The sequence below is a fragment of the Nocardioides flavus (ex Wang et al. 2016) genome (assembly GCF_014653115.1).
GTDB lineage: Bacteria > Actinomycetota > Actinomycetes > Propionibacteriales > Nocardioidaceae > Nocardioides > Nocardioides flavus.
In genome coordinates, this window is sequence record NZ_BNAD01000003.1 from 259,374 (window position 1) to 284,938 (window position 25,565).

Consider the following 25,565-nt stretch of genomic DNA (forward strand, 5'->3'; position numbering starts at 1 on the left):
CCCTCACGAGGAGTACGACCGTGACCTCCGAACCTCTCAAGGTTGCCGTCACCGGCGCCGCCGGCCAGATCGGCTACAGCCTGCTCTTCCGCCTCGCCAGCGGTGCGCTGGCCGCGGACCGCCCCATCGAGCTGCGACTGCTCGAGATCGAGCCCGCCCTCAAGGCGCTCGAGGGCGTCGTCATGGAGCTCGACGACTGCGCCTTCCCGAACCTCGCCGGTGTCGAGATCGGCGCCGACGCCGAGAAGATCTTCGACGGCGTCAACCTCGCCCTCCTCGTCGGCGCGCGTCCCCGCGGGCCGGGCATGGAGCGCGGCGACCTGCTCTCGGCCAACGGCGCGATCTTCACCGCGCAGGGCAAGGCCCTCAACGCGGTCGCGGCCGACGACGTGCGCATCGGTGTGACGGGCAACCCCGCCAACACCAACGCCCTCATCGCGATGACCAACGCCCCCGACATCCCGCGCGAGCGCTTCTCCGCGCTGACCCGCCTCGACCACAACCGCGCGATCAGCCAGCTCGCGGCGAAGACCGGCGCCAAGGTCACCGACATCACGAAGATGACCATCTGGGGCAACCACTCCGCCACCCAGTACCCCGACCTGTTCCACGCCGAGGTCAAGGGCCAGAACGCCGCCGAGCTCGTCGGCGACCAGGCCTGGCTGGAGAACGACTTCATCCCGACCGTCGCCAAGCGCGGCGCGGCGATCATCGACGCCCGCGGCTCGTCCTCGGCCGCGTCCGCCGCGTCGGCCACGATCGACGCCGCCCGCGACTGGCTGTTCGGCTCTGCGCCGGACGACTGGGTGTCGATGGCCGTGGTCTCCAGCGGCGAGTACGGCGTCCCCGAGGGCCTGATCTCCTCGTTCCCGGTCACCACCTCGGGTGGCGACTGGTCGATCGTCGAGGGCCTCGAGATCGACGACTTCTCCCGTGCGCGCATCGACGCCTCCACCGCGGAGCTCGCCGACGAGCGCACGGCCGTCACCGAGCTCGGCCTCATCTGACGCGTCCCCCGACGCACCCGAGCGGTGCGTGAGGCAGCTTCCGGGCACCGGAAACCTGCCTCACGCACCGCTCGTGCGTTGTCGGGCCCTAGAAGCCCGGCTGGTCCGGGATCGACCCGGCCAGGAAGATCAGCGCCCCGCCGAGGACGACGAGGATGAGCGCGTCGAGCAGCTTGTGCCGCACCGCGAGCATGCCGGCGTCACGACGGCGCAGCACGAGTCGTACGGCGGCCGCGAAGATCAGCGACCCTCCCATCAGCCGGATGCCGGTGCGCCACTCGTCGAGCACGACGACCACCATCGCCACGCCGACGGCGCCGAGCACGAGCAGGTAGAACGCGCCGCCGATGGTGGAGGGGTAGCGGCGCGGCTCGTCGGGGTCGACCGGCTCGGCCGACACGGGTGGTACGGACTCGGGTGGCTCGATGTGACTCGTACGGGCCTGCGTGTCGGGGATGTCGGAGCCGTGCGGGCTGTCCGGTTCGTCGGCCATGTCAGGACCGGAGGGACTTCTCGGCGATCTCGACGATGTTGCTCAGCAACATCGCGCGCGTCATCGGACCCACGCCCTTGGGGTTGGGCGAGACCCAGCCGGCGACCTCCCACACGTCGGGGTGCACGTCGCCGGTGACCAAGCCGTCGACGCGCGAGACGCCGACGTCGAGGACGGCGGCGCCGGGGCGGACCATGTCGGCGGTGATGATGCCGGGCACGCCGGCAGCCGCGACCACGATGTCGGCACGGCGCACGTGGGCGGCGAGGTCGCGGGTGCCGGTGTGGCACAGCGTGACCGTCGCGTTCTCCGAGCGGCGGGTCAGCAGCAGCCCGAGCGGGCGGCCGACGGTGATGCCGCGCCCGACGACCACGACCTCGGCGCCCGCGATCTCGATTCCGTGGCGGCGCAGCAGCTCGATGGACCCGACCGGGGTGCACGGCAGCGGGCCGGCCTCGCCGAGGACGAGCTTGCCCAGGTTGGTCGGGTGCAGCCCGTCGACGTCCTTGTCGGGGTCGACGCGCGAGAGCAGCGCGAACTCGTCGAGCCCGGTGGGCTGCTGGACGATGAACCCGGTGCAGGCGGGGTCGGCGTTGAGTTCGTCGATGACGGCCTCGACCTCGGCCTGGGTGGCCGTGGCCGGGAGGTCGCGGCGGATCGAGGTGATGCCGATCTCCGCGCAGTCCTTGTGCTTGGCGCCGACGTACCAGTGCGAGCCGGGGTCGTCGCCCACCAGAACGGTGCCGAGCCCGGGCACCACGCCCTGCTCGCGCAGCGCCGAGACGCGCTGGGCGAGCTCGGCCTTGATCGTCCTGAGGGTGGCTGCGCCGTCGAGGGTCTGTGCGGTCACGGTGGTCATCCTAGGGAGCCCCGTCCTCAGTGGAAGAAGTGCCGTGCGCCGGTCAGGTACATCGTGACGCCGGCTGCCTCGCAGGCCGCGACGACCTCGGCGTCGCGTACGGAGCCACCGGGCTGGACGATCGCCCGCACCCCGGCGTCGATGAGGATCTGGGGTCCGTCGGCGAACGGGAAGAACGCGTCCGAGGCGGCGACCGCCGAGGAGGCCCGCTCCCCCGCGCGCTCGACCGCGAGGCGGCAGGAGTCGACGCGGTTGACCTGGCCCATGCCGACGCCGACCGAGGCGCCGCCGGAGGCGAGCAGGATCGCGTTGGACTTCACCGCGCGGCAGGCGCGCCAGGCGAAGGCGAGGTCGGCGAGCACCTCGGGCGAGGCGGCCTCGCCGGTCGCGAGGGTCCACGTCGCGGGATCGTCCCCTTCTGCGGAGATGACGTCGCGGTCCTGGAGCAGCAGCCCGCCGGAGATCGCGCGCATGTCGCCACCACCGGGGGCCAGCGGCGGGCACTCCAGGACGCGGATGTTCTTCTTGGCCTGCAGCACCTCGATCGCGCCGTCCTCGTAGCCGGGCGCCACGACGACCTCGGTGAAGATCTCGGCGACCTGCTCGGCCATGGCGACCGAGACCGGGACGTTGGTGGCGATGACGCCGCCGAACGCGCTCACCGGGTCGCACTCGTGCGCCAGGCGATGCGCCTCGGCCACGTCGGCCCCGACGGCGATGCCGCAGGGGTTGGCGTGCTTGATGATCGCCACGGCCGGCTCGTCGAAGTCGTACGCCGCCCGGCGGGCCGCGTCGGCGTCGACGTAGTTGTTGTAGGACATCTCCTTGCCGTGGTGCTGGGTCGCCTGCGCGAGACCCGGACCGCCGGGCAGGAATCCGCTGCCGTAGAGCGCGGCGGACTGGTGCGGGTTCTCCCCGTAGCGCAGCACCGCCTCCTTGTTCCACGTCGCCCCCATCCACGCCGGGAAGCCGGTGCCCTCGCTCGTGTCGGTGAGCACGTTGCCCATCCACGACGCGACGTGGACGTCGTAGGTCGCGGTGTGGACGAACGCCTCCGCGGCGAGGCGCTGGCGCTCGGCGAGGGTGAACCCGCCGGCGGCGACCGCCTCAAGGACGGAGCCGTACGCCGCGGGCGAGGTCACGATCGCGACGCTGGGGTGGTTCTTGGCGGCGGCGCGCACCATCGAGGGCCCGCCGATGTCGATCTGCTCCACACATTCGTCGGGGCTGGCGCCCGAGGCGACGGTCTGCGTGAACGGGTAGAGGTTGCTCACCACGAGGTCGAACGGCTCGACGCCGAGCTCCTCGAGCTGCGCCACGTGGGTGTCGAGACGGCGGTCGGCGAGGATGCCGGCGTGCACGCGCGGGTGCAGCGTCTTGACGCGCCCGTCGAGGCACTCGGGGAAGCCGGTGAGGTCCTCGACCTTGGTGACGGGCAGCCCGAGCGACTCGATCAGCGCGGCCGAGCCGCCGGTGGAGACGAGCTCGACGCCGGCGTCGTGGAGGCCGCGGACCAGGTCGTCGAGACCGGCCTTGTCGTAGACGGAGACCAGCGCTCGGCGGATCGGGACACGGTCGGGGGTGTGGTCGGGCACGGGACTCCTCGTAGCTCTCGAGTCGAGGGCACCCAGGCGTTCGATGCCCTCGCGCGTCACTCCCCGGTGGTGTCCCACCTGCGCCAGTCGTGTGCTGCGCAGACTACCGAGACTCGGCGCCGATGCGAACCCGGCGGCCCTCGACCGAGATGCCCTCGCGCGCGATCCGGCCCACGGCGTCGACGAGCATCGCGCGCTCGGCGGTCTTGATCCGCTCGTGCAGCGACTCCACGTCGTCGTCCTCGGCGACCTCGACGGGCACCTGGGCCACGATCGGTCCGGTGTCGACGCCGGCGTCGACCACGAACAGGGTCGCCCCGGTCACCTTCACGCCGTGCTCGAGCGCGTCGCGCGGACCGTGCATCCCGGGGAACGCCGGGCACAGCGCCGGATGGGTGTTGAGGGTGAGGAAGCGGTCGAGGAAGTCCTGCGAGAGCAGCTTCATGAAGCCGGCCGACACCACGACGTCGGGCTCGAAGCGCTCGACGACGGTGGCGATCGCGGCGTCCCAGCCCTCGCGCGTCTCGAAGTCGGACACCTGGCGCACGAAGGTCGGGATCTGGGCTCGCTCGGCGCGCGCGAGGCCCTCGATGTCCTCGCGGTCGGCGCCCACCGCGACGATGCGCGCGCCGTACGCCGGGTCGGCGCAGGCGTCGATGAGGGCCTGCAGGTTCGTGCCGGATCCCGAGACGAGGACGACGAGGCGCGCGGGGTGGTTCACGCCCGGAAGTCTAGGCCCGGTGCGAGGGCCCGCCGTCCGCCGTCCGGTCGCGGACCAGACGGCCGGCGACGAGCGCCGCGATGCCCGTGGTGACCGGGACGGCGGCGAGGATCCCGAGGCCGCCGACGAGGCCGCGCACGACCTCCTGGGCCACGACCTCCTGGCTGACCGCGATGCCGAAGGGCAGCGAGAGCGCGGAGAAGACCAGCATCAGCGGCAGCGTGGCGCCGACGTAGGCCAGGACGAGGGTGTTGACCGTCGAGGCCGCGTGGGAGCGCCCGATCCGCATCGCCCGCACGAAGATCGAGCGCACGCTCGCGTCGGGGTCGACGTCGGCGAGCTCCCACACCGCCCAGGTCTGCGTCACCGTCACGTCGTCGAGCACGCCGAGCGCCCCGATCACGAGACCGGCGAGCAGGAGCCCGCGCAGGTCAACCTGGGCGGCGATCCCGGAGATGTACTGGCTGCCCTCGTCGACCAGGCCGGTGAAGTGCCCGATCCGGGTGAAGACCCAGCCGAGCGCGCCGATCACCACGAGGGACACGAGGGTGCCGAGCATCGCGACGGTGGAGCGGATGTCGAGGCCGTGGGAGAGGTAGAGGGTGACGAGCATGATCGCCGCGGCGGTGGTCACGGCGACGGCCAGGGGCGAGGAGCCCTCCATGATCGAGGGGAGGGTGAAGACCGCGATGAGGACCAGGGAGTACGCCAGGCTGGCGAGCGCGCCGATGCCGCGCCAGCGCGACAGCGCGAGGACGCCGAGCGCGAAGAGGAGCGTCAGCACGAGCAGCGGCGGCCCACGGTCGAAGTCCTGGAAGGCGTACTGCTCGCCCGCGGGTGCCTCCGCGGTGAAGGACACGATGATCCGGTCGCCGGCGTCGACCTCCGGCGCCTGCGAGCCGTAGGGCAGGAGCGCCTGCGCCGTGCCGGGGGCTCCCGGCCCGCTCAGCAGCTCGACCTCGGCCTGCTGGCAGCCCTCGACGGCCGCCTCCTGCCGGCACGACCCGACCGACTGCACCTCGGCGGTGCCCCGCTCGACGTCCACCCCCGGTCCGCTGACCTGCAGGTCGCCCTCGGGCCAGAGGACCACCAGGCCGACCAGGGTCGCGAGCACGAGCGGGCCCACGACCAGTGCCAGCAGCACCCGCAGCCGCCGCGGCGCGGGCCCCAGGGAGGGGCGGTCGCCGTGGCTGTGCCCAGCCCCCACGCTCAGTCCTCCGACGCGGCCGCGCGGGCCGTACGGGTCGAGCGCCACGCCGCGAACGCCAGCAACGACGCGCCCAGCAGCGCCCCGATCCCGCAGGCGGTCACCGAGTGGACCAGCACGTCACGCGTGAAGGGACCGACGAAGCGCATCCGCCCCGGCCCTGCGGCGCCGCCGGAGAGCGAGGCGAGCACCGCGAACCCGAAGCCCGCCACCAGGCCGCCCCCGCACCCGGCGAGCAGGATCCGGTCCCACGTGAGGAGCCGGCCGCGCAGGGCGCGGAAGGCGCCCCAGGCGGCGACCAGGGGCGGGAGCGCCATCAGCGCGCCGACCCAGCCCGCGGGTGTGCCGGCGGCGGGCAGCGCGGCGAGGAGCGGCACGACCGGGAGCGGGCCGAGCACGACGGCGCCCGGCGAGACGAGGGTGGCGCCGCCGACGGCGAAGCCGGGCCCGAGGAGCCAGGATCCGGTGAACAGGGCGGCGTTGGGGACGAAGGCGGCGTTGACCAGCGCGTATAGCCCGGCCTCGGACGGGCTCGGGTGCAGCCGCGACGTCATCGTGGCGGCGTCGTCGAAGGACAGCGCCAGCGCGAGGAGGAGCACGAGCGCGGACACCACGACCAGGCGGAGGAGGACCGCGCCGGCGACGGCGGCCCCGGCGCGCACCGACACCGGCAGGAATGCCGCCCAGATGGCGGCGCGGCCCGAGCCGGTCGCGATCGCCGGGGCGGCGACGGCGGCGGTCAGCATGACGGTCCAGCCGAGCACGCGCGGCAGGGACGGGTCGGCGGTGGTGCCGGCCGCGAGGGTCGCGACGACGACCGCCACCACGGCGTACCCGGCGAGGAACAGGGCGGCGGCGGTGGGCACGGTGAGGTCGCGCTCGCCGTCGGAGATCCGGTCGGCGTCGGGGCCGTGACCGGAGACCGCGTCGCCGACCCGGTGCCCGAGGCGCCACATCGACCACGCGGCGACCGCGGTGACGCCGAGCGGCACCAGGGCGATCCGGACGCCGTCGACCGTGAACCCGGAGCCGTGCCCGGCCAGCCAGGCCAGCGCGCCCATCCGCATGCCGTCGCGCGGGGCACCGTGCACGCCGGCGTCGGTGGCGAACCAGCCGATGACCCCGATCGCCAGCAGCACCACGAGCGGGCCGAGCGCGGCCATCGCGCCGCCCAGCGTGGCGATCAGCACGAGCGGGCGCGGCCGGGCAGCCTCGGGGCGCGCGTGGTCGGGGCGGGTGAGGAGCGACGTCATGGCCGCCCCATCATCACCCGGTGGCGCCGGCAGATCGTGCTCCCACGCCGCCCCGGCGCGGTCACCGGTCGGGCCCCTGCCCGTCGTCGGCGGACCCGGGGGAAGGATGTGCGCGCCGCTGGCCGCTCCCGTACCGTGGAGCGGTCATGAGGAGCCCCGAGACGTTCGACGCCTACTACGTCGAGACCCGCACCCGACTCCTGCACGAGGCCTACGCACTCACCGGCGACGCCCCGGCCGCCCGTGCAGCCGTCCGCGACGCGTTCGTCGTGGCGTGGCACCACTGGCGCAAGGTGGGCCAGCTCGACGACCGGGACGCGTACGTCCGACCGCTCGCCCTCGGCCGGGCCCGGCGCCGCCACACCGCCCGGATCTGGCACCGCGACAAGTCGCTCGACCCCGAGGCGCGCAGCACCCTCGACGCCCTGTCCAAGCTCTCGTCGCGCCAGCGCGAGCTCTTGGTCCTCAACGGTCTCTCCGCGTTGACGCTGTCCGACATGGCCCGCGCCGTCGGCCTGCCGCGCGCCGACGCCGAGCGCGAGCTCCAGACCGCCAGCGCGCAGTTCTCGCTGCACCGCGACGCCCCCACCACCGAGATCCCGCGGCTGCTCCACGGCCTCGCCGCCCCGCTCGAGGACATCCGGTGGCCACGGGCCACGGTCATCCGCCGCGCCGGTGCGGCACGGCGACGCACCCACACCGTGATCGGCGCCGGTGTAGCGACCGCCGCCCTCCTCGCGTCGGGCTCGCTCGTCGCGACCGGCTCCAACGCCGAGACGACGAGCCTCAGCGAGGAGAAAGCCACGCCCGCCGTGACCGTGCACCAGCCACGGACCGACACCACCGGCGAGCAGATCATCGACGAGGACGCCCTCCTCTCGTCCGCACAGCTGTCCCGGTTCGGGTCGGGACTGGAGTGGACCGAGACCTCGACCACCGACAACCTCTCGGGCAACGGGCTGCTCGCGCCCTGCCAGCGCGAGCGCTTCGCCGACCCCGACGGCGTCACCGCGCTCGCCCGCACCTGGGACGGCTCGACGACCCGCGTCGTCAAGCGCCCGGGCGGCAAGGGTCGGCGCACGCGCGAGGTGACCCGCGTGGAGTCCACCGCGGTGCAGATGGTGGAGATGTCGCGCAACGAGCGGCAGGCCGCCCAGGGGTTCGAGACCGCGTCGCTGTGGTTCGCGGGCTGCATCGACCCCCGCACCCAGCTGCTCACCACCCGCACCGTCAAGCGCGTCGGGGACCAGGCGCGGGTCTTCCGGCTGCGCTCCTGGGGCAAGGTGCCGGCGACCATCACGGTCGGCACGGCCCGGACGGGCAGCCTCGTCGTCACCACGGCCGTGCGCAGCCGGGGCAGGGCCGTCGGCGACAAGGCCGCCCTCACGGGGCTCGCTGCTGCGGTCAACGGTCTCTGCGGCGCCGAGGGCGCCGGCAGGTGCGCCGGCCGCGCCCGCGCCACCACCACCGCGCCCCTCGACATCGGGACGCCGCCCGGCCTGCTGTCCGTGGTCGACCTGCCCCCGGTGGCCCGGGTCCGGGGGCCCTGGGTCGGCACCGAGCCCGAGCGCGCCCGCAGCAACTACGCCGCCACGCGGTGCGACCGCACCACGTTCCAGGGCAAGGGGATCAGCAAGGCGCTGACCCGTACGTTCCTGTTCCCCGAGACGCCCGACGCCTCCCAGCTCGGGCTCACCCAGACCGTGGGGGCGATGAAGCAGGCCAGGGCGAGCGCGTTCGTCGACCAGGTGCGCACCCGGATCCAGCAGTGCGGCCGGGCCAACCTCGGCACCAGCGTGACCCAGCTCGAGACGAGGTCGACGAGGACGACCGACCTCAGCGTCTGGGCGCTGACCATCGAGCTCAACGACCGCCAGTCCTTCCCGTTCCTGATGGCGATCGTGCGTGACGGCACCGCGGTCTCGCAGCTCGGCTTCGCCCCCGACCGGACGATGACGATGTCCCGCGCCGACTTCGTGGCCCTGTCGCGACGCGTCCTCGAGCGCCTCGGACGACTCGACTCGTCCGGCTGACGCAACCTTTTCCGCGCGCGCGGTGTCTCACCTGGCATGAGGCACCGACGTCCGCGGCACGCCGCCCCGGCCTGCGCCCTGGCGAGCGTCCTGGCGCTGGGCGCGTGCGGCGAGCAGCCGTCGGGCGAGCCCGCATCCACCGGTGCGTCGGCGACCACGGCGCAGGCGTCCGGGGTGACCATCCCGGACGACTTCCCCCTCTCCGCCGGCATGGGCGGTCCGCAGGACACGATCGCGACCTCGCGGACCGGCACCGGCCTGCGCGACCTCGAGCTGTGCCGTACGACGCCGCTGCGCGGCCTCGGCGCGCGGGACCGGATGGTCGCCGACACGAGTGGCGGTGAGTCGGCCGACACCCGCGAGCTCCTCGTCCTCAGCGGCGACGAGGAGGCGACCTCGCTCAGCGAGGAGATCACCGCCCTCGCCACCGACTGCGAGGTGACGCGGGGCGTCGACGGGATGGAGGCCCGCACCGAGGTGCTCGCGTCACCCTTCGGGCCGGCACCCGCCGCGACGCTGCTGCGGACCTACACCTTCGACGGCGCACCCGGCACGGGCGCGACCGTCGTCCACGTCGTCCCGGTCGGACCGGCCGTGCTGCTCACCTCGACCTACGGGCAGTGGACCGCGGACCGGGCCGAGCAGGCGGTCGACGACACTGTGGAGCCCCTGCGCGACACCGTCGCCGCGCTCGAGGCCTTCGGAGAGCGGCCGGAGGCCACCGAGGACCCGACCGAGGACCCGACCGAGGAGCCCACCGAGCAGCCCACCGGGGAACCCGCGCCGGCCGCGATCCCCGCCGACTTCCCGCTGCTGGCCGGCTGGCCGGAGGACTCCTCGGCCGAGCCCGGTGCCGGCAACGGCCGGCAGGGCCCGGTCCGCGGCGCCGACACCGTCGAGCTCCGTGCGTGCGGGGAGACCTGGGACGAGTCCGGCCACGTCGACCGGCTCCACGCCGGCTGGGTGGACGTGGAGGACCACCGGATCCGGCAGCTGACCACGTACGGCGACGCGGACGCCGCCGCCGCCGCGGTCGAGGCCCTGGTCTCCCAGCAGCGGGCCTGCCCGGACGAGCCGGCCGGCGAGGACGGCTTCGCGACCACCCGCGAGGTCCGCCCGGTTGCGCTCGGCGACGACGGGTGGGCGATACTCGAGCGCGACACGTTCGACGGGGCTCCGTCGGCCTTCGGCGAGAGCTCGCTGGTCGTGCGGGTGGGACTGGCAGTGCTGGTGGTGCGCCACGGCGGCCACGCCGGCTATCCGAGCGGTGACGGGCACGCCCAGGTCGAGGCCATGGGCTCCGAGGCCGCGAGGTCGATCGCACGCATGTGTCTGTTCACGAAAACGGGGTGCTAGGTAATCATGTCCATTCCATCGACGCTGGCCAGCTCGGCCTGCCCGACCCTGCCGTCCCCGCGACGCCTGAGCGCCGTCGCGCCGGTGCGCCTGCTGGGCGCCCACCTCGTGTGGCGCGTGCTGTGGGAGGCGAAGGCTCCCGCTCGTCCCGGGCGGCACCCGAAATCACCGACGGCCCCGCAGGAGGACCCGCGAGGCCGTCTCGACTGAGCCCGGCGGCCCAGCCTCTGGTGGTCAGAGGTCCTGCAGGACCTCACGCATGAGGGCGGCGGTCTCCGACGGCGTCTTGCCGACCTTGACCCCGGCGGCCTCGAGGGCCTCCTTCTTCGCCTGAGCGGTGCCCGAGGAGCCCGACACGATGGCGCCGGCGTGGCCCATGGTCTTGCCCTCCGGGGCGGTGAAGCCAGCGACGTAGCCGACGACCGGCTTGGTCACGTGCTCCTTGATGTACGCCGCGGCCCGCTCCTCGGCGTCGCCGCCGATCTCGCCGATCATCACGATCGCCTTGGTCTCCGGGTCGTTCTCGAAGGCCTCGAGCGCGTCGATGTGCGTGGTGCCGACGATGGGGTCGCCACCGATGCCGATGGCGGTGGAGAAGCCGTAGTCCTTCAGCTCGTACATCATCTGGTAGGTCAGCGTGCCGGACTTCGACACGAGGCCGACCGGGCCCTTGCCCGCGATGGTGTGCGGCGTGATGCCGGCCAGCGACTCCTCCGGGGTGATGATGCCGGGGCAGTTGGGGCCGATCATCCGGGTGCTCTTGCCCTCGAGGTAGGCCACGACCTCGGCGGTGTCGAGGACCGGGACGCCCTCGGTGATGACCACCAGGAGGGGGATCTCGGCGTCGATGGCCTCGATGCAGGCGTCCTTGGTGAACGCCGGCGGCACGAAGGCGACGGACACGTTGGCGCCGGTCTCCTTCATGGCCTCCTCGACCGTGCCGAAGACCGGGAGCTCCTTGCCGCCGAGCTCGACGGTGGTGCCGGCCTTGCGGGCGTTGACGCCGCCGACGATGTCGGCGCCGGACTCGACCATGAGGGTGGTGTGCTTGGCACCCATCCCACCCGTCATGCCCTGGACGATGATCTTGCTGTCCTTGTTGAGGTAGATAGACATCTCTTCAGTTCTCTCTCTCAGGCCCGGTGGGCGAGCTCGGCGGCCTTGTCGGCCGCGCCGTCCATCGTGTCGACCTGGGTGACCAGCGGGTGGTTGAGCTCGTCGAGGATGCGGCGACCCTCCTCCACGTTGTTGCCGTCGAGGCGCACCACGAGCGGCTTGGAGGCCTCGTCGCCGAGGATCTCGAGCGCGCCCTTGATGCCGTTGGCGACCTCGTCGCAGGCGGTGATGCCGCCGAAGACGTTGACGAACACGCTCTTGACCTGCGCGTCGTGGAGGATCACGTCGAGGCCGTCGGCCATGACCTGCGCGTTGGCGCCGCCGCCGATGTCGAGGAAGTTGGCCGGCTTCACGCCGCCGTGGGCCTCGCCGGCGTACGCGACGACGTCGAGGGTGCTCATGACGAGGCCCGCGCCGTTGCCGATGATGCCGACCTGGCCGTCGAGCTTGACGTAGTTGAGGCCCTTGTCCTTGGCCTTCGCCTCGAGCGGGTCGGCCTCCTCGCGGATCTCGAACTGAGCGTGGTCGGGGTGGCGCACCTCGGAGGCGTTGTCGTCGAGCGACACCTTGCCGTCGAGGGCCTCGAGCTTGTCGCCCTCGAGCCGGGCGAGCGGGTTGACCTCGACGAGGGTGGCGTCCTCCTCGACGTAGACCTTCCACAGCTTCTGGACCATCTCGATGGCCTGGTCGCGCAGCTCGGCGGGGAACTTGGCCTCGTCGACGATCGCGGCGGCCTTCTCCGGGGTCACGCCCTCGAGGGCGTCGATGCGGATCTGGCGCACGGCCTCGGGGTTGGTCTTGGCGACCTCCTCGATCTCCACGCCGCCCTCGACCGAGGCGATGCACAGGTGCGAGCGGTTGGAGCGGTCGAGCAGGAAGGAGAAGTAGTACTCCTCCACCGGCGGCGTCGCCGGGGTCACCAGGACCCGGTTGACGGTGAGGCCCTTGATCTCCATGCCGAGGATGTCGCGGGCGTAGGACTCGGCCTCGTCGGCGGTCTTGGCGATCTTGACGCCGCCCGCCTTGCCGCGGCCGCCGGCCTTGACCTGCGCCTTGACGACGGTGACGCCGCCCATCTCCTCGGCGGCAGCGCGGGCGGCCTCCGGGGTCTCGGCCACGACACCCAGGGTGGTCGCTACTCCATGCTTGGCGAAGAGCTCCTTCGCCTGAAATTCCATCAGGTCCACGAGGTGACCAGTCCTTTTCGTCTGCGAGCAGGGGGGGATTACCTCTCGGCACCCTAGACCTCCCGAGCGTGGTCGCACGAGGTCGGGTGAGCGTGGTGGTGCTCACTCCCGGACTACGTTGAGGCCATGTCATCGGTCATGTGGTTCCGCAGGGACCTGCGGGTCAGGGACAACCCGGCGCTGCTCGCGGCGCTCGAGGAGGGCCCGGTGACGGCGCTCTTCGTGCTCGACCCCGCGATCTGGGCGGGCGCCGGGCCCGCGCGACGCGCGTGGCTCGCCGCCAACGTGCTGTCCCTCGCCGAGCGGATCCCGCTGACCATCCACCACGGCGACCCGCGCGAGGTCGTGCCCCGGGTGGCGGACGGACGGCGGGTGCACGTCGCCGGCGAGACCACGCCGTACGGTCGCCGGCGCGACGACGCGGTCGGGGAGCAGGTCGAGCTCGTGGCCACCGGTTCCCCGTACGCCGTGGGGCCGGGGCGCGTCCGCAACGGCAGCGGCGACCCCTACCAGGTGTTCAGCGCCTTCGCGCGGGCCTGGCGCGAGCACGGCTGGTCGGAGCCCGCCCGCACGCCCCGCTCCCCCGACATCGAGCCGGGCGACTCCCACCGGCGCGCCCTCGACCTGCTGCACCGGGCCGTCGACGACGCTCCGTTCGACCTGCCCGGCGCCGGGGAGGACGCCGCCTGGCGTCGCTGGCGCGCCTTCCGCGACGACGGCCTGCAGGACTACGGCTCCGAGCGCAACCGGCCCGACCACGACGGCACCTCGCGGCTCTCGCCGTACCTCCACCTCGGGGTGCTGCACCCCCGCTCGCTGCTCGCCGAGGTCGACCACGGCTCGACCTACGCCACCGAGCTGGCCTGGCGCGACTTCTACGCCGACGTGCTGTGGCACTCCCCCGAGTCGGCCTGGTCGGACCTCAAGCCGGCGCTGGAGGGCATGAGGTACGACGACCCGGAGGACGCCATCGAGGCCTGGCGCACCGGCACGACCGGGTTCCCCATCGTCGACGCGGGGATGCGGCAGCTGCGCGAGACCGGGTGGATGCACAACCGGGTGCGGATGATCACCGCGTCCTTCCTCACCAAGGACCTCCACGTGTGGTGGCCCGTGGGGGCGCGGCACTTCCTCGACCTGCTGATCGACGGCGACGTCGCCTCCAACAACCACGGGTGGCAGTGGGTGGCCGGCACCGGGACCGACGCCTCTCCCTACTTCCGCGTCTTCAACCCCGTCACCCAGGGCCTCAAGTTCGACCCGCAGGGCGACTACGTACGGCGGTGGGTGCCCGAGCTGGCGCACCTGCCGGGCAAGGCCGCGCACGAGCCGTGGAAGTCCGACGTGGGCTACGAGCACGACTACCCGCTGCGCATCGTCGACCACGCCGACGAGCGGCGCGAGGCGCTCGAGCGCTACCAGGCGGTGCGTGGCTGACGCGTGCCCGCCGCAGGACGTCCGCATAACGGGCGTCGCACCGGGGTATGTGAACTCTTTTGGTCGAGGGTTGCACTTTCCCGTGATCCTTCCGTTACAGTCGTGCGCGGTCTAGCCGACCCGAACCCCCCTGACGATCCGGCAGATTGGTAACTCCTCCATGGGCAACCACCGAGCGGAGCGCGCTCCCAGGCGACGCACCTCGGCACCGGATGCACCCACGATCGGCAAGCGGCGCGCCACCACGCCGTCGCGCCGTCCCCTGGTGAAGCTCCCGTCCCTCCCCCTCGTGGCCGGCGTCGCCGTCCTCGCGGTGTCCGCCGGTGGCGCCGTCACCGCCTCCGGGACGGGTGTCACCGCGCTGACCTCGACCGGGACCGCGGTCGAGGCCGCCGGGTCGGTGGGCCAGGCCGCCGGGCAGGCGCTCTCGCGCCGCGGCGTGATCGTCAGCCGCGACGCCACCCGCGACCCCGGGAGCGAGGAGACCGACCCCGAGCTCATCGCCCTGGCCGAGAAGCAGATGGCCGAGCGCGCCGCGAAGCTCGAGGAGATGCGCGAGGCCGCGGAGAAGCAGGCGGCGAAGATCAAGGAGAACAAGTGGGTTCTCCCCCTCAACAGCTACGGCATCACCGCCACCTTCGGCCAGTACGGTCTCTGGGCCAGCTATCACACCGGCCTCGACTTCAACGCCAACAGCGGCGACCCGATCCTCTCCGTCGCCAACGGCACGGTCACCTCGACCGGCTACGACGGGGCGTACGGCAACAAGACGGTCGTCACCCTCGATGACGGCACCGAGATCTGGTACTGCCACCAGACCGCGATCTACGTCTCGGTCGGCGACCGCGTCAACGGGGGCGAGACCATCGGCACCGTCGGCGCCACCGGCAACGTCACCGGCTCGCACCTGCACCTCGAGGTCCGCCCCGGCGGCGGCGGTCCGGTCGACCCGTTCCAGGCGTTCGTCGAGCACGGCATCGTTCCGTGACCGAGCCCGCGAAGCGGGCTTGAGGTCACGGAAGATCGAGTAGCTGCTCGACCGTCCCTCGCGGGGCTAGAGCTTCTCCACCGGCGCGTAGCGCAGGAGCAGCCGCTTGACGCCCTCGGAGCCGAAGTCGATGGAGGCCACGGACTTCTCCGCAGCACCTTCGACGGCCACGACGGTGCCCATCCCGAACGAGTCGTGGACCACCCGGTCGCCCGGCGACAGGCTCGGGATGGCGCGGGCCGGCTTGGCCTTGGCCGCGGCGTCGGCGCGCAGCGCGGCGGAGCTGAAGTTGCGGCGCCCGGCGTCGGTGGGCGTGCCGAGTCGCGTGGATCCGCCGGTGAGGTCCTGGCGTCCCCACCGGGTCTGCTCGGCCGCGGTGCGCCGCCAGTCGACGAGGTCGACCGGGAGCTCGTCGAGGAAGCGGCTGGCCGGGTTGTGGCTGGGCGCGCCCCACGCCGAGCGGACGAGCGCACGCGAGATGTAGAGGCGCTTCTCGGCACGGGTCAGCCCGACGTAGGCGAGCCGTCGCTCCTCCTCGAGCTCGGGCTGGTCGCCGAGCGAGCGCTGGTGGGGGAAGACCCCGTCCTCGAGCCCGGTGAGGAAGACGACGGGGAACTCCAGGCCCTTGGCGGTGTGGAGGGTCATCAACGTGACGACCCCGGAGTCGTCGCCGTCGGGGGCGTCGGGGATCTGGTCGGCGTCGGCGACGAGCGCGACGCGCTCGAGGAAGTCGCCCAGCCCGACGGCCACCGTGCCGGCCTCGACCTCCGACGGGTCGGCGCTCGGGCCCGGCTGCGGGTCCTCGGCGAACTCGCGCGCCACCGCGACGAGCTCGGCGAGGTTCTCCACGCGGGTGCCGTCCTGGGGGTCGTCGCTGGCCTCGAGCTCGGCCAGGTAGCCGGTGCGCTCGAGGACCGACTCGAGGATCACGTCGGGGCGCTCGTCGGCCTCGACCATCGACTGCAGCTCCTGCATGATCGCCACGAACGACTCGATGTTCCTCAGGCTGCGCGTGGCGAGCCCGGGCGCCTCCGCGGCCCGGGTCAGCGCCTCCCAGAAGGTGATCCGGTCGCGCTCGGCGAGCGCGGCGACACAGGCCTCGGCCCGGTCGCCGATGCCGCGCTTGGGCGTGTTGAGCACCCGGCGCAGCGAGATCTCGTCGGAGGTGTTGGCCAGCACCCGCAGGTAGGCCAGCGCGTCGCGGACCTCCTTGCGCTCGTAGAAGCGCACCCCGCCGACGACCTTGTAGGGCTGGCCGGTGCGGATGAACACCTCCTCGAACACGCGCGACTGGGCGTTGGTGCGGTAGAAGACGGCGACGTCGGCGGGGCGTACGCCGTGCTCGTCGACGAGCCGGTCGATCTCCTCGCTGACGAAGCGGGCCTCGTCGTGCTCGTCGTCGGAGACGTAGCCGACGATGCGCTCACCCTCTCCCGCGTCGGTCCACAGCCGCTTGGGCTTGCGTCCGCGGTTGTTGCCGATCACCGAGTTGGCGGCGCTCAGGATGGTCTGGGTCGAGCGGTAGTTCTGCTCGAGCAGGATCGTGGTGGCGTCGGGGAAGTCCTGCTCGAAGTCGAGGATGTTGCGGATGTCGGCGCCACGGAAGGCGTAGATCGACTGGTCGGCGTCACCGACGACCATCAGCTCGCTGGGCCCGACCTGCTCACCCGCGGCCTCGACGGGGTCGATCTCGAAGGAGGTGCCGCAGAGCTGCTGGATGAGGCTGTACTGGGCGTGGTTGGTGTCCTGGTACTCGTCCACCAGCACGTGGCGGAACCGGCGACGGTAGTTCTCGCGGACGTCGGGGAACGCCTGGAGCAGGTGGACGGTCGTCATGATGAGGTCGTCGAAGTCGAGGGCGTTGGCCTCGCGCAGGCGGCGCTGGTAGGCCGCGAACGCCTTGGCGTAGGCCTCCTCGAAGGAGTTGCGCGCCTCCTTGGCGGCGTCCTCGGCGTCGCGGAGCTCGTTCTTCTGGTCGGAGACCCAGTTGAGCACGGCGTTGGGCTGGTAGCGCTTGGGGTCGAGCTCGAGGTCGCGCAGGACGAGCGTCATCAGCCGCTTGGAGTCGGCGGCGTCGTAGATGGAGAAGTTGGACTTCAGCCCGACCCGGTCGATCTCCTTGCGCAGGATGCGCACGCACGCGGAGTGGAACGTGGAGACCCACATGATCCGCGCGCGCCGGCCGACCAGGTCCTCGACGCGGGCCTTCATCTCGGCAGCGGCCTTGTTGGTGAACGTGATCGCGAGGATCGAGCCGGGGTGGGCCTTGCGCTCGTTGATCAGCCAGGCGATGCGCCGGGTGAGCACCCGGGTCTTGCCCGATCCCGCGCCGGCGACCACGAGCAGGGGCGCACCGGAGTGCACCACGGCCGCCCGCTGGGGCTCGTTGAGCCCGGCGAGGAGGGGGTGGTCGGTGCGCTCGAAGAGCGCCTGGTCGGCGGGACCGGCAGGGGTGTCAGTACGGCTCATGTCCCGTCCAGCCTATGCGGGCGGTGGGACAGCCGTACGCCCGCTCCCGCCGCCCTGTGGACCGAGGTGGATCAGGCGTGCGTGGGCGACCAGAACACCGCGACCGCGATGTTGGCGACCGTCAGCGCCAGCAGGGCGTAGTAGAGCCCCTGCGGGATGCTCGGCTTGCGCAGGTTGACCATCACCAGCACCAGGATGACGAGGCCGACGGCGAACTTCACGCCGAGCTTGACGTGGTCGGGGCTGCCGAGGGCCTCCAGCACGCCGACGAGCAGCAGCCCGGCCAGGAAGGCCGTGCCGGAGCCGTCGCGCATCAACGAGTTGACGGCCTTCTGCTCCGAGCGCAGCTGCACCAGCAGGCCGCCGAGCAGCGCGGCGTAGCCGAGGATGTGGACGAAGAGCAGCACCAGCCGCAGGGTCTCCATGGCCACACCCTAGGGCGGTGCGTGCCTACTTCCTCTGCCGGGGCGCCGGGCGTACGACGAGCACCGGGCACGGCGCGTAGTGCTGGACGCGCTGCGCGGTGCTGCCGACGAGGACGGCGTCGCTCAGGCCGCGACCGCCGGCGGCGACCACGACGAGACCGGCGTCGTACTGCTTGGCGGCCTTGATGATCTCGTTGGCCGCCGAACCGCTGCGGATGCGCTTGTTGACCTTGGGGCCCCAGCCCTCGAAGACCGCGGCGATCGTGTCGACCGCGCTCTGGGCGGCGTCGCGGAACGACCCGTCGAACGCGCCCCCCGACACGTCGTCGGCGAACGCGACGGACGCGAGTGGACGGAGCACCGCGACGACGGAGATCTCGGAGATCTTCGTCGGGTCGGCGAAGGACTTGAGGTGCTTGGCGGCGGCCAGCGACTGCTTCGAGCCGTCCGTGGCGACGATGACGTGCATCAGAGGTCTCCCTTCGGCGTGCGTGAGGCGGTGCCGGGACGGGCCGACCCGCCACCGAGCAGCTGCTCGACCAGGAACAGCACGACACCCACCGCCAGCAGGCCGGCGCACCACAGCAGCGAGGCCGGGTCGTCGTAGACCGCGTAGTAGAGGATGGCGAGGTTGCCGAGGAGGCCGACGACGAGCAGCGGGGTGCTGGCCCGGAAGGCCCGCTCGTCCTCGTCCTGCCCGCGCAGCTTGAGGCAGGTCGCGATCACCAGCGCGTAGATGACCAGCAGGAAGACCACCGTCACCAGCGCGAGCCGGTTGACCAGGTCGATGCCCCCGCCGGCCGCGGTGACCGCGTAGCCGGTGACGAGCAGGGTGCCCACGACCAGTCCGCTGAACAGCAGGCCCACCCAGGGGCTGCGTCGCGTCTCGTGGACCTTGGCGAAGACCCCGGGCACCACGTCCTCGCGCGCCATCCCGTAGAGGATGCGGGGCTGGGTGACGAGGGTGACCAGGGTGGTGTTGGTGATCGCGACCAGCGCGATGACGGTGAAGATCGTGGTCATCAGGTCGGTGGAGAAGGGCAGGATCCCCTGCTTGACGACCTCGAGCAGCGCGACCTCGGACTCGGCCAGGGTGTCGACCGGCACGGTCAGGGCCGCGGCCATCGACACCAGGACGTAGACGACGCCCGCGACGACCATGCCCCCGATGAGGGAGCGGGGGAAGGCCCGGTAGGGGTCGACGGTCTCCTCGGCGACGTTGGCGGTGTTCTCGAAGCCGGTCATCGCGAAGAACGACAGCGCCACGCCGGCCAGGACGGCGAGTGCCGGGTTGCCCGAGACGCTGATGTCGATGAGGACGCCGAAGTCGGCGTTGCCCTCCGCGACGTACCAGATGCCGATGACCATGACGATGACCAGGCCGCTGAGCTCGATGAAGGTCATCAGCATGTTCATCACCACCGACTCGGTGATGCCGATGAAGTTGATGACGACCAGGACCGCGACGAAGACCAGCGAGACGATCACCGCCGGCGGCCCGCCCCCGTCGAAGAGCTGGGAGAAGTACGACGCGAAGCCGGTCGCCAGCGAGCCCGTGGCGGCGAAGCTCGCGGACAGGAACGACACGGTCACCAGGAACGTGAGGGCCTTGTTGCCGAACGCCTTCTGGACGTAGAGCGAGGACCCGGCGGCCTGGGGGTACTTCGTCACCAGCTCGGCGTAGGCCGACCCGGTGATCGCGGCCACCGTGACGCCGGCGGCGAACGCGATCCAGAAGGCACCGCCGACCGCGGCCGCGACCAGGCCGATGAGCACGTAGATGCCGGAGCCCAGGACGTCGCCGAGGGTGTAGAAGAACAGCTGCGGGCCGGTGATGGACCGCTTGAGGCGGTCCTCGTCGTCATCGGCGTACGGAACTGTGGCGGTGGAGTCGGCCACGGGGCCTCGCTTCCCGAGTGGGGGTGGGGATCACTCGACCCCACCGCCTCCGGGGGCCGATGTCAATCGGCGCCCACCCGTGCGGGGGCGGTGCCGGGCTCAGAGCAGGCGCCGGTCCGAGGCCCACTTCGTCAGCTCGTGACGGCTCGAGAGCTGGAGCTTGCGCAGCACCGACGACATGTGCGTCTCGACGGTCTTGACCGAGATGAAGAGCTCCTTGGCGACCTCCTTGTAGGCGTAGCCGCGGGCGATCAGGCGCATCACCTCCCGCTCGCGCTCGGTCAGCCGGTCGAGGTCCTCGTCGACGGCCGCGACGTCGATCGAACCCGCGAACGCGTCGAGGACGAAGCCGGCCAGGCGCGGCGAGAACACCGCGTCTCCCCCGGCGACCCGCACGACGGCGTCGACGAGCTCGGGTCCGGTGATGGTCTTGGTGACGTAGCCGCGGGCCCCGCCGCGGATGGTCCCGATGACGTCCTCGGCGGCGTCGGAGACCGACAGCGCGAGGTAGAGCGTGTCGGGCGAGGGCTGGCGGCGCATCACCTCGACGCCTCCCCCGCCGGGCAGGTGCACGTCGAGCAGCACGACCTGCGGGCGCAGTTCGCGCACCACGTCGACGGCAGCGTCCGCGTCGGCGGCCTCGCCGACGACCTCGACCACGCCCGCGCCGCTGGCGGCGAGCTCGGCGCGCACCCCCGCCCGGAACATCGCGTGGTCGTCGACGAGGACGACCCGCACGGGTCCTGCGCTGGCGGTCTCGGTCATCGGGTCTCCTCGTCGGGGGCCGGGGGCTGGGGCTCGGACTGCGTCTGGGGCTGGGTCTGGGGCTGGGAGGTCTGCTGGCTGTGCGGACGGCGGGGCATGTGGAGGCGCACCTCGGTGCCCTCGCCGGGGGCAGAGCGTACGTCCGCCCGCCCGCCGTGGCGCTGCATCCGGTCGAGGATGCTGCTGCGCACGCCGTGCCGGTCGGTGGCGACGGCGCCGAGGTCGAAGCCGGCTCCGCGGTCGCGGACGAACACGTCGACGGCGCCGGAGGTGGTCTCGGCGTAGACGTCGGCGCGCTGCGTGCCGGCGTGCTTGGCGACGTTGACGACGGCCTCGCGTGTGGCGAGGACGACCGGGCGCAGGGACTCGTCGAGGTCGCAGTCGCCCACGGTGACCACGTCGACGACCACCGGGTGCTGCGACTCGACGTCGGCGGCCATCTCCTTCAGCGCACCGGCGAGCGTGGTCGCGTCGGTGGACTCGGCCTCGAAGAGCCACTGGCGCAGGTCGCGCTCCTGCGAGCGGGCCAGGCGCGCGACGGTGGTGGCGTCGTGGGCGTTCTTCTGGATCAGCGCGAGGGTCTGGAGGACCGAGTCGTGCAGGTGGGCGGCCATGTCGGCGCGCTCCTGGGTGCGCACCCGCTCGACCCGCTCGGCGCCGAGGTCGTCGATGAGCCGCTTGGCCCAGGGACCGACGACGATGGCGAGCCCCGCGAGCCCGAGGAGACCGGCGACCAGGACGGGGACGGCGAAGGTCGCCTGCCCGGCGGCGACGGCGAAGACGATCAGGGCGGTGACGATCAGCCCGAGGCCTGCGGCGATGCGGCCGTACGCGGCCCAGCCGCCGTTGCCGAAGACCGCGCGGAACGGGTCGATGCTCCCGGACGAGTCGATCCACCGCTCGCGCTGCGCCTCGTCGGCCTGGCGCCACAGCAGGGCGATGCCGGCGACGCCGAGGACCACCGGCCAGAACAGCACACCCTGGCCGAAGAGGCCCTCCACGCCGAGGACCACGCCGAAGAACAGGGCACCCAGCGCGATCGCGGGTCCCGCGTCGCGCAGCCGCGAGCGGCGGCCGGGGCGACGGCCGGTGCGGGTCGCGCTCTCCAGCCCGGGCGCACCCACCTCGAAGCGCTGGTCGGCGGGGAGGAAGACCCACAGCCCGGCGTACAGCATCAGGCCGAAGCCACCGAGGAACGCCGTCGCCACGAAGAAGCCGCGCACCCACAGCACCGGCAGCGCGAGGTGCCGGGCCAGCCCCGCGGCGACACCGCCCGCGATGGGCGCACCGAGGTCGCGGTAGGCGCGACGCGGCGTGCCGGGACGCACCGGACGGGAGGGGGCGGAGGGCTGGCTCATCGTGCCTCCATCGTCGCAGGGTCGCCGGTCCGCGACCATGAGGACTGACCCCGAGGAGACCCTGAGCCCTCCCTCGCCCACGTGCCGAAGGATCAGGGCTCTCCCCGATGGTCGCGACGCCCGCGGCCGAGGAGAGTGGAGCCATGGACAACGCCAGTCACACCACCGACGCCGAGCAGCCCGCGCCCGGCGGCCAGCCGCCGTCGGGTCCTCGGGTCACCCGTGAGGAGATGAAGGACCTCGGCCGCCTGCGCCGCAGCGTCACCGACCGTCACGTCGCGGGTGTGGCCGGCGGCATCGCGCGGCACCTCGACATCGACCCCATCATCGTGCGGGTGGCGCTGGTGGTCGCCGTGTTCTTCGGCGGCGCCGGCCTGCTGCTCTACGTGGCCGGCTGGATCCTGGTGCCCGAGGAGGGCACGGACGACGAGCCGCTCGGTCTCGACCGTCGCAGCCGCACGATCGCCCTGGCCGGCGTGGGCGTGCTCGCCCTGGTCGCGGCCCTCGGCGACTGGGCGGGCGCGTTCTGGTTCCCGTGGCCGCTGGCGATCCTGGCTGCGCTGGCCGTGTGGTTCCTGCACCGCCAGGGCTCGGGCCAGGGCCCGGACGCCGGCGGCGCGTCGGCTGCCGCTCCGTACGGGGACCCGTACGCCGAGCCCTACGGGACCGACACCTTCCATGACCCGGGCGTCGCGGCGTACGGTCCGCCGGCCGGGACGGGCGGCTGGGACGCGTACTCGCGCTCACGCCTCCCGCGGAACCCCCGCAAGCGCGGGCCGATCCTCTTCTTCTTCACCGTCGCCCTGATCGCGCTGGCCGAGGGCGTCCTCGGCGTCGTCGACGTCGCCGGCGCCGACGTGGCGGACAGCGCCTATCCCGCGCTCGCGCTCGGCATCACCGCGGCGATGCTGGTGGTCGGCTCCGTGTGGGGCCGCGCCGGCGGGCTGATCGCGCTGGGCCTGGTCGCCGCGCTCGCCACGGCCGCCGCCACCGCCGGCAGCCGCGTGGGCGAGAAGGACCGCTACTTCACCCCGACCAGTGCCGGCGAGGTCCGCGAGACGTACGAGTTCAGCGGCGGTCGCTTCACCCTGGACCTCTCCGGCGTCTCGGACCTCGACTCCCTCGACGGGCGCGAGGTGTCCGTCGACGGCGTCGGCGGGCAGGTCGAGGTGGTCGTCCCCGACGGCATGGACGTCTCCGTGCAGGCACAGGTCGTGGGCGGTGACGTCCAGCTCTTCGACCGGCGGGCCGACGGCTTCGACGTCACCCTGCAGAACTCCCTCGACGGCGGGGACGACGTCCCCGACCTGTCCATCGACATCGACCTGGTCGCTGGCCAGGTCGTCGTCCGCGAAGCGGCCTGAGGAGCGAGCGAGATGAGCGCAGACATGAGTGGGAACAGCAGCCACGACACGGACCTGTACGGCTACGACGAGCCGATGGTCGGTCCGCTCGACGCCCCGGAGCGACCGAGCGGGTTCCACCCGGTCAACATCGGCCACCTCGTGATGGGGGTCGCCTTCGCCGGCATGGTGCTGGTGTGGGCGCTCGTCCAGGGCGACGTCGTCGAGACCTCCGAGCTCGACTGGCTGCTGCCGATCCCGTGGCTGCTCGCCGGTGCCGCAGGCCTCGCCGCGACCGTGTGGGGCTCGCGCCGCTCGTCGCGACCGTGAGCCTCAGGCCAGCGAGCGGGCCGGCAGCGCGAACCAGCGCAGGTCGTCGAAGTCCCGGTCGAGGTGGGCCGGGTCCGACCAGTCGGGCGGCGACGCGGCGGCCATGATCGCGCGGCCCCCGTCGAGGTGCTCGCGGAGCACCGAGGCGGGGGCCGTCTGCGTGTGCGCCGGCCACGTCATGGTCCCGTCGTCGGCGTAGGTGACGTCGGCCAGGCGCATCGGCGGCTCGACCGGCCCGGTGCGGTGGTGCCACAGCCCGGTGAGCGGGTCGAAGCGGTAGTCGCCGAGCAGCCGCCAGCCCTCGCGCGCGACGAGGCGCACGGTCTCCACGACGTAGGTGAAGACCTCCTCGTCGACGAAGTAGTTGAAGTTGACCCGCACCCACCCGGGCTTGATCCCCTCGCAGCCACCCGCGATCTGGGCCTCGAACTGGTGGCTGCGGTCGAGGTCGATGTCGAGCAGCCGGTGGCCGTAGGGACCGGCGCACGAGCAGCCGCCGCGCGTCTGGATGCCGAAGAGGTCGTTGAGCAGCGCGACCACGAAGTTGTGGTGGAGGTAGGTCCCGTCGGGGGCCCGGACGACGAAGGACACGATGGAGAGCCGCTGGGCGTCGAGGTTGCCGAGGATCTGGATCGTGGGCTCCGCGACCCACGCGGCGACCGCGCGGCGCAGCAGCTCCTCCTCGTGGGCCTGGATGGTCTCCACCCCGACGGCCTCCTTGAGCTGGAAGACCAGGCCCGCCCGGATCGACTCGACGATCGCGGGGGTGCCACCCTCCTCCCGGTGCGCGGGGTCGTCGAGGTAGCGGTGCTCGGTCGGGTTGACGTACATGACCGTGCCGCCGCCCGGCACGACCGGCACCCGGTTGGTCAGCAGCTCGCGGCGCACCACCAGCACGCCCGGCGTGCCCGGGCCGCCGATGAACTTGTGCGGCGAGATGAAGACAGCGTCCTTGCGCGAGCCGCCGGGGCCGTACATCTCGATGTCGACGTACGGCGCGCAGGCGGCGAAGTCCCAGAAGCTCAGCGCGCCGTGCTCGTGGAGCAGGTCGGCGACGCCCTCGGTGTCGGTGACGATGCCGGTGACGTTGGAGGCGGCCGAGAACGAGCCGATCTTCAACGGCCTGTCGGCGTGGCGCTCGAGCTCCTCGCGCAGGTGGTCGAGGGAGACATGGCCGTCGGCGTCCTCGTGGATGGTCACGACGTCGGCGATGGTCTCGCGCCAGCTGACCTCGTTGGAGTGGTGCTCGAAGGGGCCGATGAACACCACCGGCCGCTGGTCGGCGGGGATGGCGTCGCTGAGGTGGTGGCGGTCCTCGAGCACGCACGGGATGCGCAGGCCGAGGATGCCGATCAGCTTGTCGATCGCCGCGGTGCTGCCGGAGCCGCAGAAGATCACGACCGTCTCGTCGTCGCCGCCGACCGCGTCGCGGATGATCCGCCGGGCGTCCTCGCGCAGCCGGGTGGTCTGCAGCCCGGTGCCGCTGGCCTCGGTGTGGGTGTTGGCGTAGGCGGGCAGGACCTCGCTCCGGATGAAGTCTTCGATGAAGGTGAGGCTGCGCCCCGAGGCGGTGTAGTCGGCGTAGGTCACCCGGCGCGGGCCGTAGGGGCCCTGCATCACCTGGTCGTCGCCGATGACTGACGCGCGGATGCGCTCGAGCAGGGCGGTGGAGCTGGCCGGGTCGCGCGTCACGACCCGAGCCTACGCCCGCCCTGCTCCGCGTC

Annotated in this window: 23 protein-coding genes and 1 riboswitch; of the genes, 8 read left to right on the forward strand and 15 right to left on the reverse strand. The window is 72.5% G+C overall.

The genetic code is table 11. The features are described 5' to 3' along the window. The first annotated feature begins 20 nt into the window (after positions 1 to 20). Positions 21 to 1,007, forward strand: coding sequence for a malate dehydrogenase (locus tag IE200_RS08180; RefSeq protein WP_191278894.1), 987 nt, complete (start codon positions 21 to 23; stop codon positions 1,005 to 1,007). Positions 1,008 to 1,095: 88 nt separating this feature from the next. Here IE200_RS08180 and IE200_RS08185 read toward each other — a convergent pair whose 3' ends face one another. The 6 genes from IE200_RS08185 to IE200_RS08210 all read right to left on the reverse strand — a co-directional run bounded on the left by IE200_RS08185 (position 1,096) and on the right by IE200_RS08210 (position 7,135). Then, positions 1,096 to 1,500, reverse strand: coding sequence for a DUF3017 domain-containing protein (locus IE200_RS08185; RefSeq protein ID WP_191278895.1), 405 nt, complete (start codon positions 1,498 to 1,500; stop codon positions 1,096 to 1,098). 1 nt (position 1,501) lies between these two features. Next, entirely contained in the window at positions 1,502 to 2,350 is an 849-nt protein-coding gene (locus IE200_RS08190) for a bifunctional methylenetetrahydrofolate dehydrogenase/methenyltetrahydrofolate cyclohydrolase (RefSeq protein WP_191278896.1), read from the reverse strand. 26 nt (positions 2,351 to 2,376) lie between these two features. After that, positions 2,377 to 3,954, reverse strand: coding sequence for a bifunctional phosphoribosylaminoimidazolecarboxamide formyltransferase/IMP cyclohydrolase (gene purH / locus IE200_RS08195; protein WP_191278897.1), 1,578 nt, complete (start codon positions 3,952 to 3,954; stop codon positions 2,377 to 2,379). 23 nt (positions 3,955 to 3,977) lie between these two features. After that, a riboswitch (ZMP/ZTP riboswitch) is annotated at positions 3,978 to 4,055 on the reverse strand. Between the two features lie 2 nt (positions 4,056 to 4,057). After that, positions 4,058 to 4,675, reverse strand: a complete 618-nt coding sequence (gene purN, locus IE200_RS08200) for a phosphoribosylglycinamide formyltransferase (RefSeq protein ID WP_191278898.1) — start codon at positions 4,673 to 4,675, stop codon at positions 4,058 to 4,060. A gap of 10 nt (positions 4,676 to 4,685) precedes the next feature. Further along, complete coding sequence (locus tag IE200_RS08205; RefSeq protein ID WP_191278899.1) at positions 4,686 to 5,930, reverse strand: YibE/F family protein; 1,245 nt, start codon at positions 5,928 to 5,930, stop codon at positions 4,686 to 4,688. After that, positions 5,885 to 7,135 carry a cell division protein PerM gene (locus IE200_RS08210; RefSeq protein ID WP_191278900.1) on the reverse strand — a complete coding sequence of 417 codons (1,251 nt, stop codon included), beginning with the start codon at positions 7,133 to 7,135 and terminating at the stop codon, positions 5,885 to 5,887. The genes IE200_RS08205 and IE200_RS08210 overlap by 46 nt, the downstream gene beginning before the upstream one ends. A gap of 146 nt (positions 7,136 to 7,281) precedes the next feature. Here IE200_RS08210 and IE200_RS08215 point away from each other — a divergent pair, with 146 nt between their 5' ends. Genes IE200_RS08215 through IE200_RS08225 form a run of 3 tightly spaced genes read left to right on the forward strand, consistent with a single transcriptional unit; the run spans position 7,282 to position 10,734 of the window. Further along, complete coding sequence (locus IE200_RS08215) at positions 7,282 to 9,168, forward strand: SigE family RNA polymerase sigma factor (protein ID WP_191278901.1); 1,887 nt, start codon at positions 7,282 to 7,284, stop codon at positions 9,166 to 9,168. 36 nt (positions 9,169 to 9,204) lie between these two features. Continuing rightward, complete coding sequence (locus tag IE200_RS08220; RefSeq protein WP_191278902.1) at positions 9,205 to 10,524, forward strand: hypothetical protein; 1,320 nt, start codon at positions 9,205 to 9,207, stop codon at positions 10,522 to 10,524. Positions 10,525 to 10,530: 6 nt separating this feature from the next. After that, entirely contained in the window at positions 10,531 to 10,734 is a 204-nt protein-coding gene (locus IE200_RS08225; RefSeq protein ID WP_191278903.1) for a hypothetical protein, read from the forward strand. A gap of 24 nt (positions 10,735 to 10,758) precedes the next feature. Here IE200_RS08225 and sucD read toward each other — a convergent pair whose 3' ends face one another. Beyond that, entirely contained in the window at positions 10,759 to 11,640 is an 882-nt protein-coding gene (gene sucD / locus IE200_RS08230) for a succinate--CoA ligase subunit alpha (RefSeq protein WP_191278904.1), read from the reverse strand. A 17-nt stretch (positions 11,641 to 11,657) separates the two neighbouring features. Then, positions 11,658 to 12,827, reverse strand: a complete 1,170-nt coding sequence (sucC, locus tag IE200_RS08235) for an ADP-forming succinate--CoA ligase subunit beta (RefSeq protein WP_191278905.1) — start codon at positions 12,825 to 12,827, stop codon at positions 11,658 to 11,660. Positions 12,828 to 12,953: 126 nt separating this feature from the next. Here sucC and IE200_RS08240 point away from each other — a divergent pair, with 126 nt between their 5' ends. Beyond that, positions 12,954 to 14,264, forward strand: coding sequence for a cryptochrome/photolyase family protein (locus IE200_RS08240; RefSeq protein WP_191278906.1), 1,311 nt, complete (start codon positions 12,954 to 12,956; stop codon positions 14,262 to 14,264). Positions 14,265 to 14,529: 265 nt separating this feature from the next. Next, a complete protein-coding gene (locus tag IE200_RS20695; RefSeq protein WP_229856291.1) occupies positions 14,530 to 15,252 on the forward strand; it encodes a M23 family metallopeptidase in 723 nt (240 codons plus the stop codon). A 66-nt stretch (positions 15,253 to 15,318) separates the two neighbouring features. Here IE200_RS20695 and pcrA read toward each other — a convergent pair whose 3' ends face one another. From pcrA to IE200_RS08275, 6 genes are all read right to left on the reverse strand, one after another. Beyond that, positions 15,319 to 17,721, reverse strand: a complete 2,403-nt coding sequence (pcrA, locus tag IE200_RS08250; protein WP_191278907.1) for a DNA helicase PcrA — start codon at positions 17,719 to 17,721, stop codon at positions 15,319 to 15,321. A gap of 71 nt (positions 17,722 to 17,792) precedes the next feature. Beyond that, positions 17,793 to 18,146, reverse strand: coding sequence for a hypothetical protein (locus IE200_RS08255; RefSeq protein ID WP_191278908.1), 354 nt, complete (start codon positions 18,144 to 18,146; stop codon positions 17,793 to 17,795). Between the two features lie 25 nt (positions 18,147 to 18,171). After that, complete coding sequence (locus IE200_RS08260; protein ID WP_191278909.1) at positions 18,172 to 18,615, reverse strand: universal stress protein; 444 nt, start codon at positions 18,613 to 18,615, stop codon at positions 18,172 to 18,174. Continuing rightward, positions 18,615 to 20,045, reverse strand: coding sequence for an APC family permease (locus tag IE200_RS08265; RefSeq protein ID WP_191278910.1), 1,431 nt, complete (start codon positions 20,043 to 20,045; stop codon positions 18,615 to 18,617). The genes IE200_RS08260 and IE200_RS08265 overlap by 1 nt, the downstream gene beginning before the upstream one ends. A 99-nt stretch (positions 20,046 to 20,144) precedes the next feature. Then, positions 20,145 to 20,810, reverse strand: a complete 666-nt coding sequence (locus IE200_RS08270; RefSeq protein ID WP_191278911.1) for a LuxR C-terminal-related transcriptional regulator — start codon at positions 20,808 to 20,810, stop codon at positions 20,145 to 20,147. Further along, entirely contained in the window at positions 20,807 to 22,168 is a 1,362-nt protein-coding gene (locus IE200_RS08275) for an ATP-binding protein (RefSeq protein ID WP_191278912.1), read from the reverse strand. Before IE200_RS08275 ends, IE200_RS08270 begins: the two co-directional genes overlap by 4 nt. Positions 22,169 to 22,311: 143 nt before the next feature. On the opposite strand from IE200_RS08275, the gene IE200_RS08280 reads away from it, so the two are divergent. Both IE200_RS08280 and IE200_RS08285 read left to right on the forward strand, forming a co-directional pair. Beyond that, on the forward strand, positions 22,312 to 23,532 hold the full coding sequence (locus tag IE200_RS08280) for a PspC domain-containing protein (RefSeq protein WP_191278913.1): 1,221 nt from the start codon (positions 22,312 to 22,314) through the stop codon (positions 23,530 to 23,532). A gap of 24 nt (positions 23,533 to 23,556) precedes the next feature. Beyond that, positions 23,557 to 23,841, forward strand: coding sequence for a hypothetical protein (locus tag IE200_RS08285; protein WP_191278914.1), 285 nt, complete (start codon positions 23,557 to 23,559; stop codon positions 23,839 to 23,841). 3 nt (positions 23,842 to 23,844) lie between these two features. Here IE200_RS08285 and IE200_RS08290 read toward each other — a convergent pair whose 3' ends face one another. After that, positions 23,845 to 25,533: an aminotransferase class V-fold PLP-dependent enzyme gene (locus tag IE200_RS08290; protein ID WP_229856293.1), complete on the reverse strand. Its 1,689-nt coding sequence runs from the start codon at positions 25,531 to 25,533 to the stop codon at positions 23,845 to 23,847. Between the last annotated feature and the right edge of the window lie 32 nt (positions 25,534 to 25,565).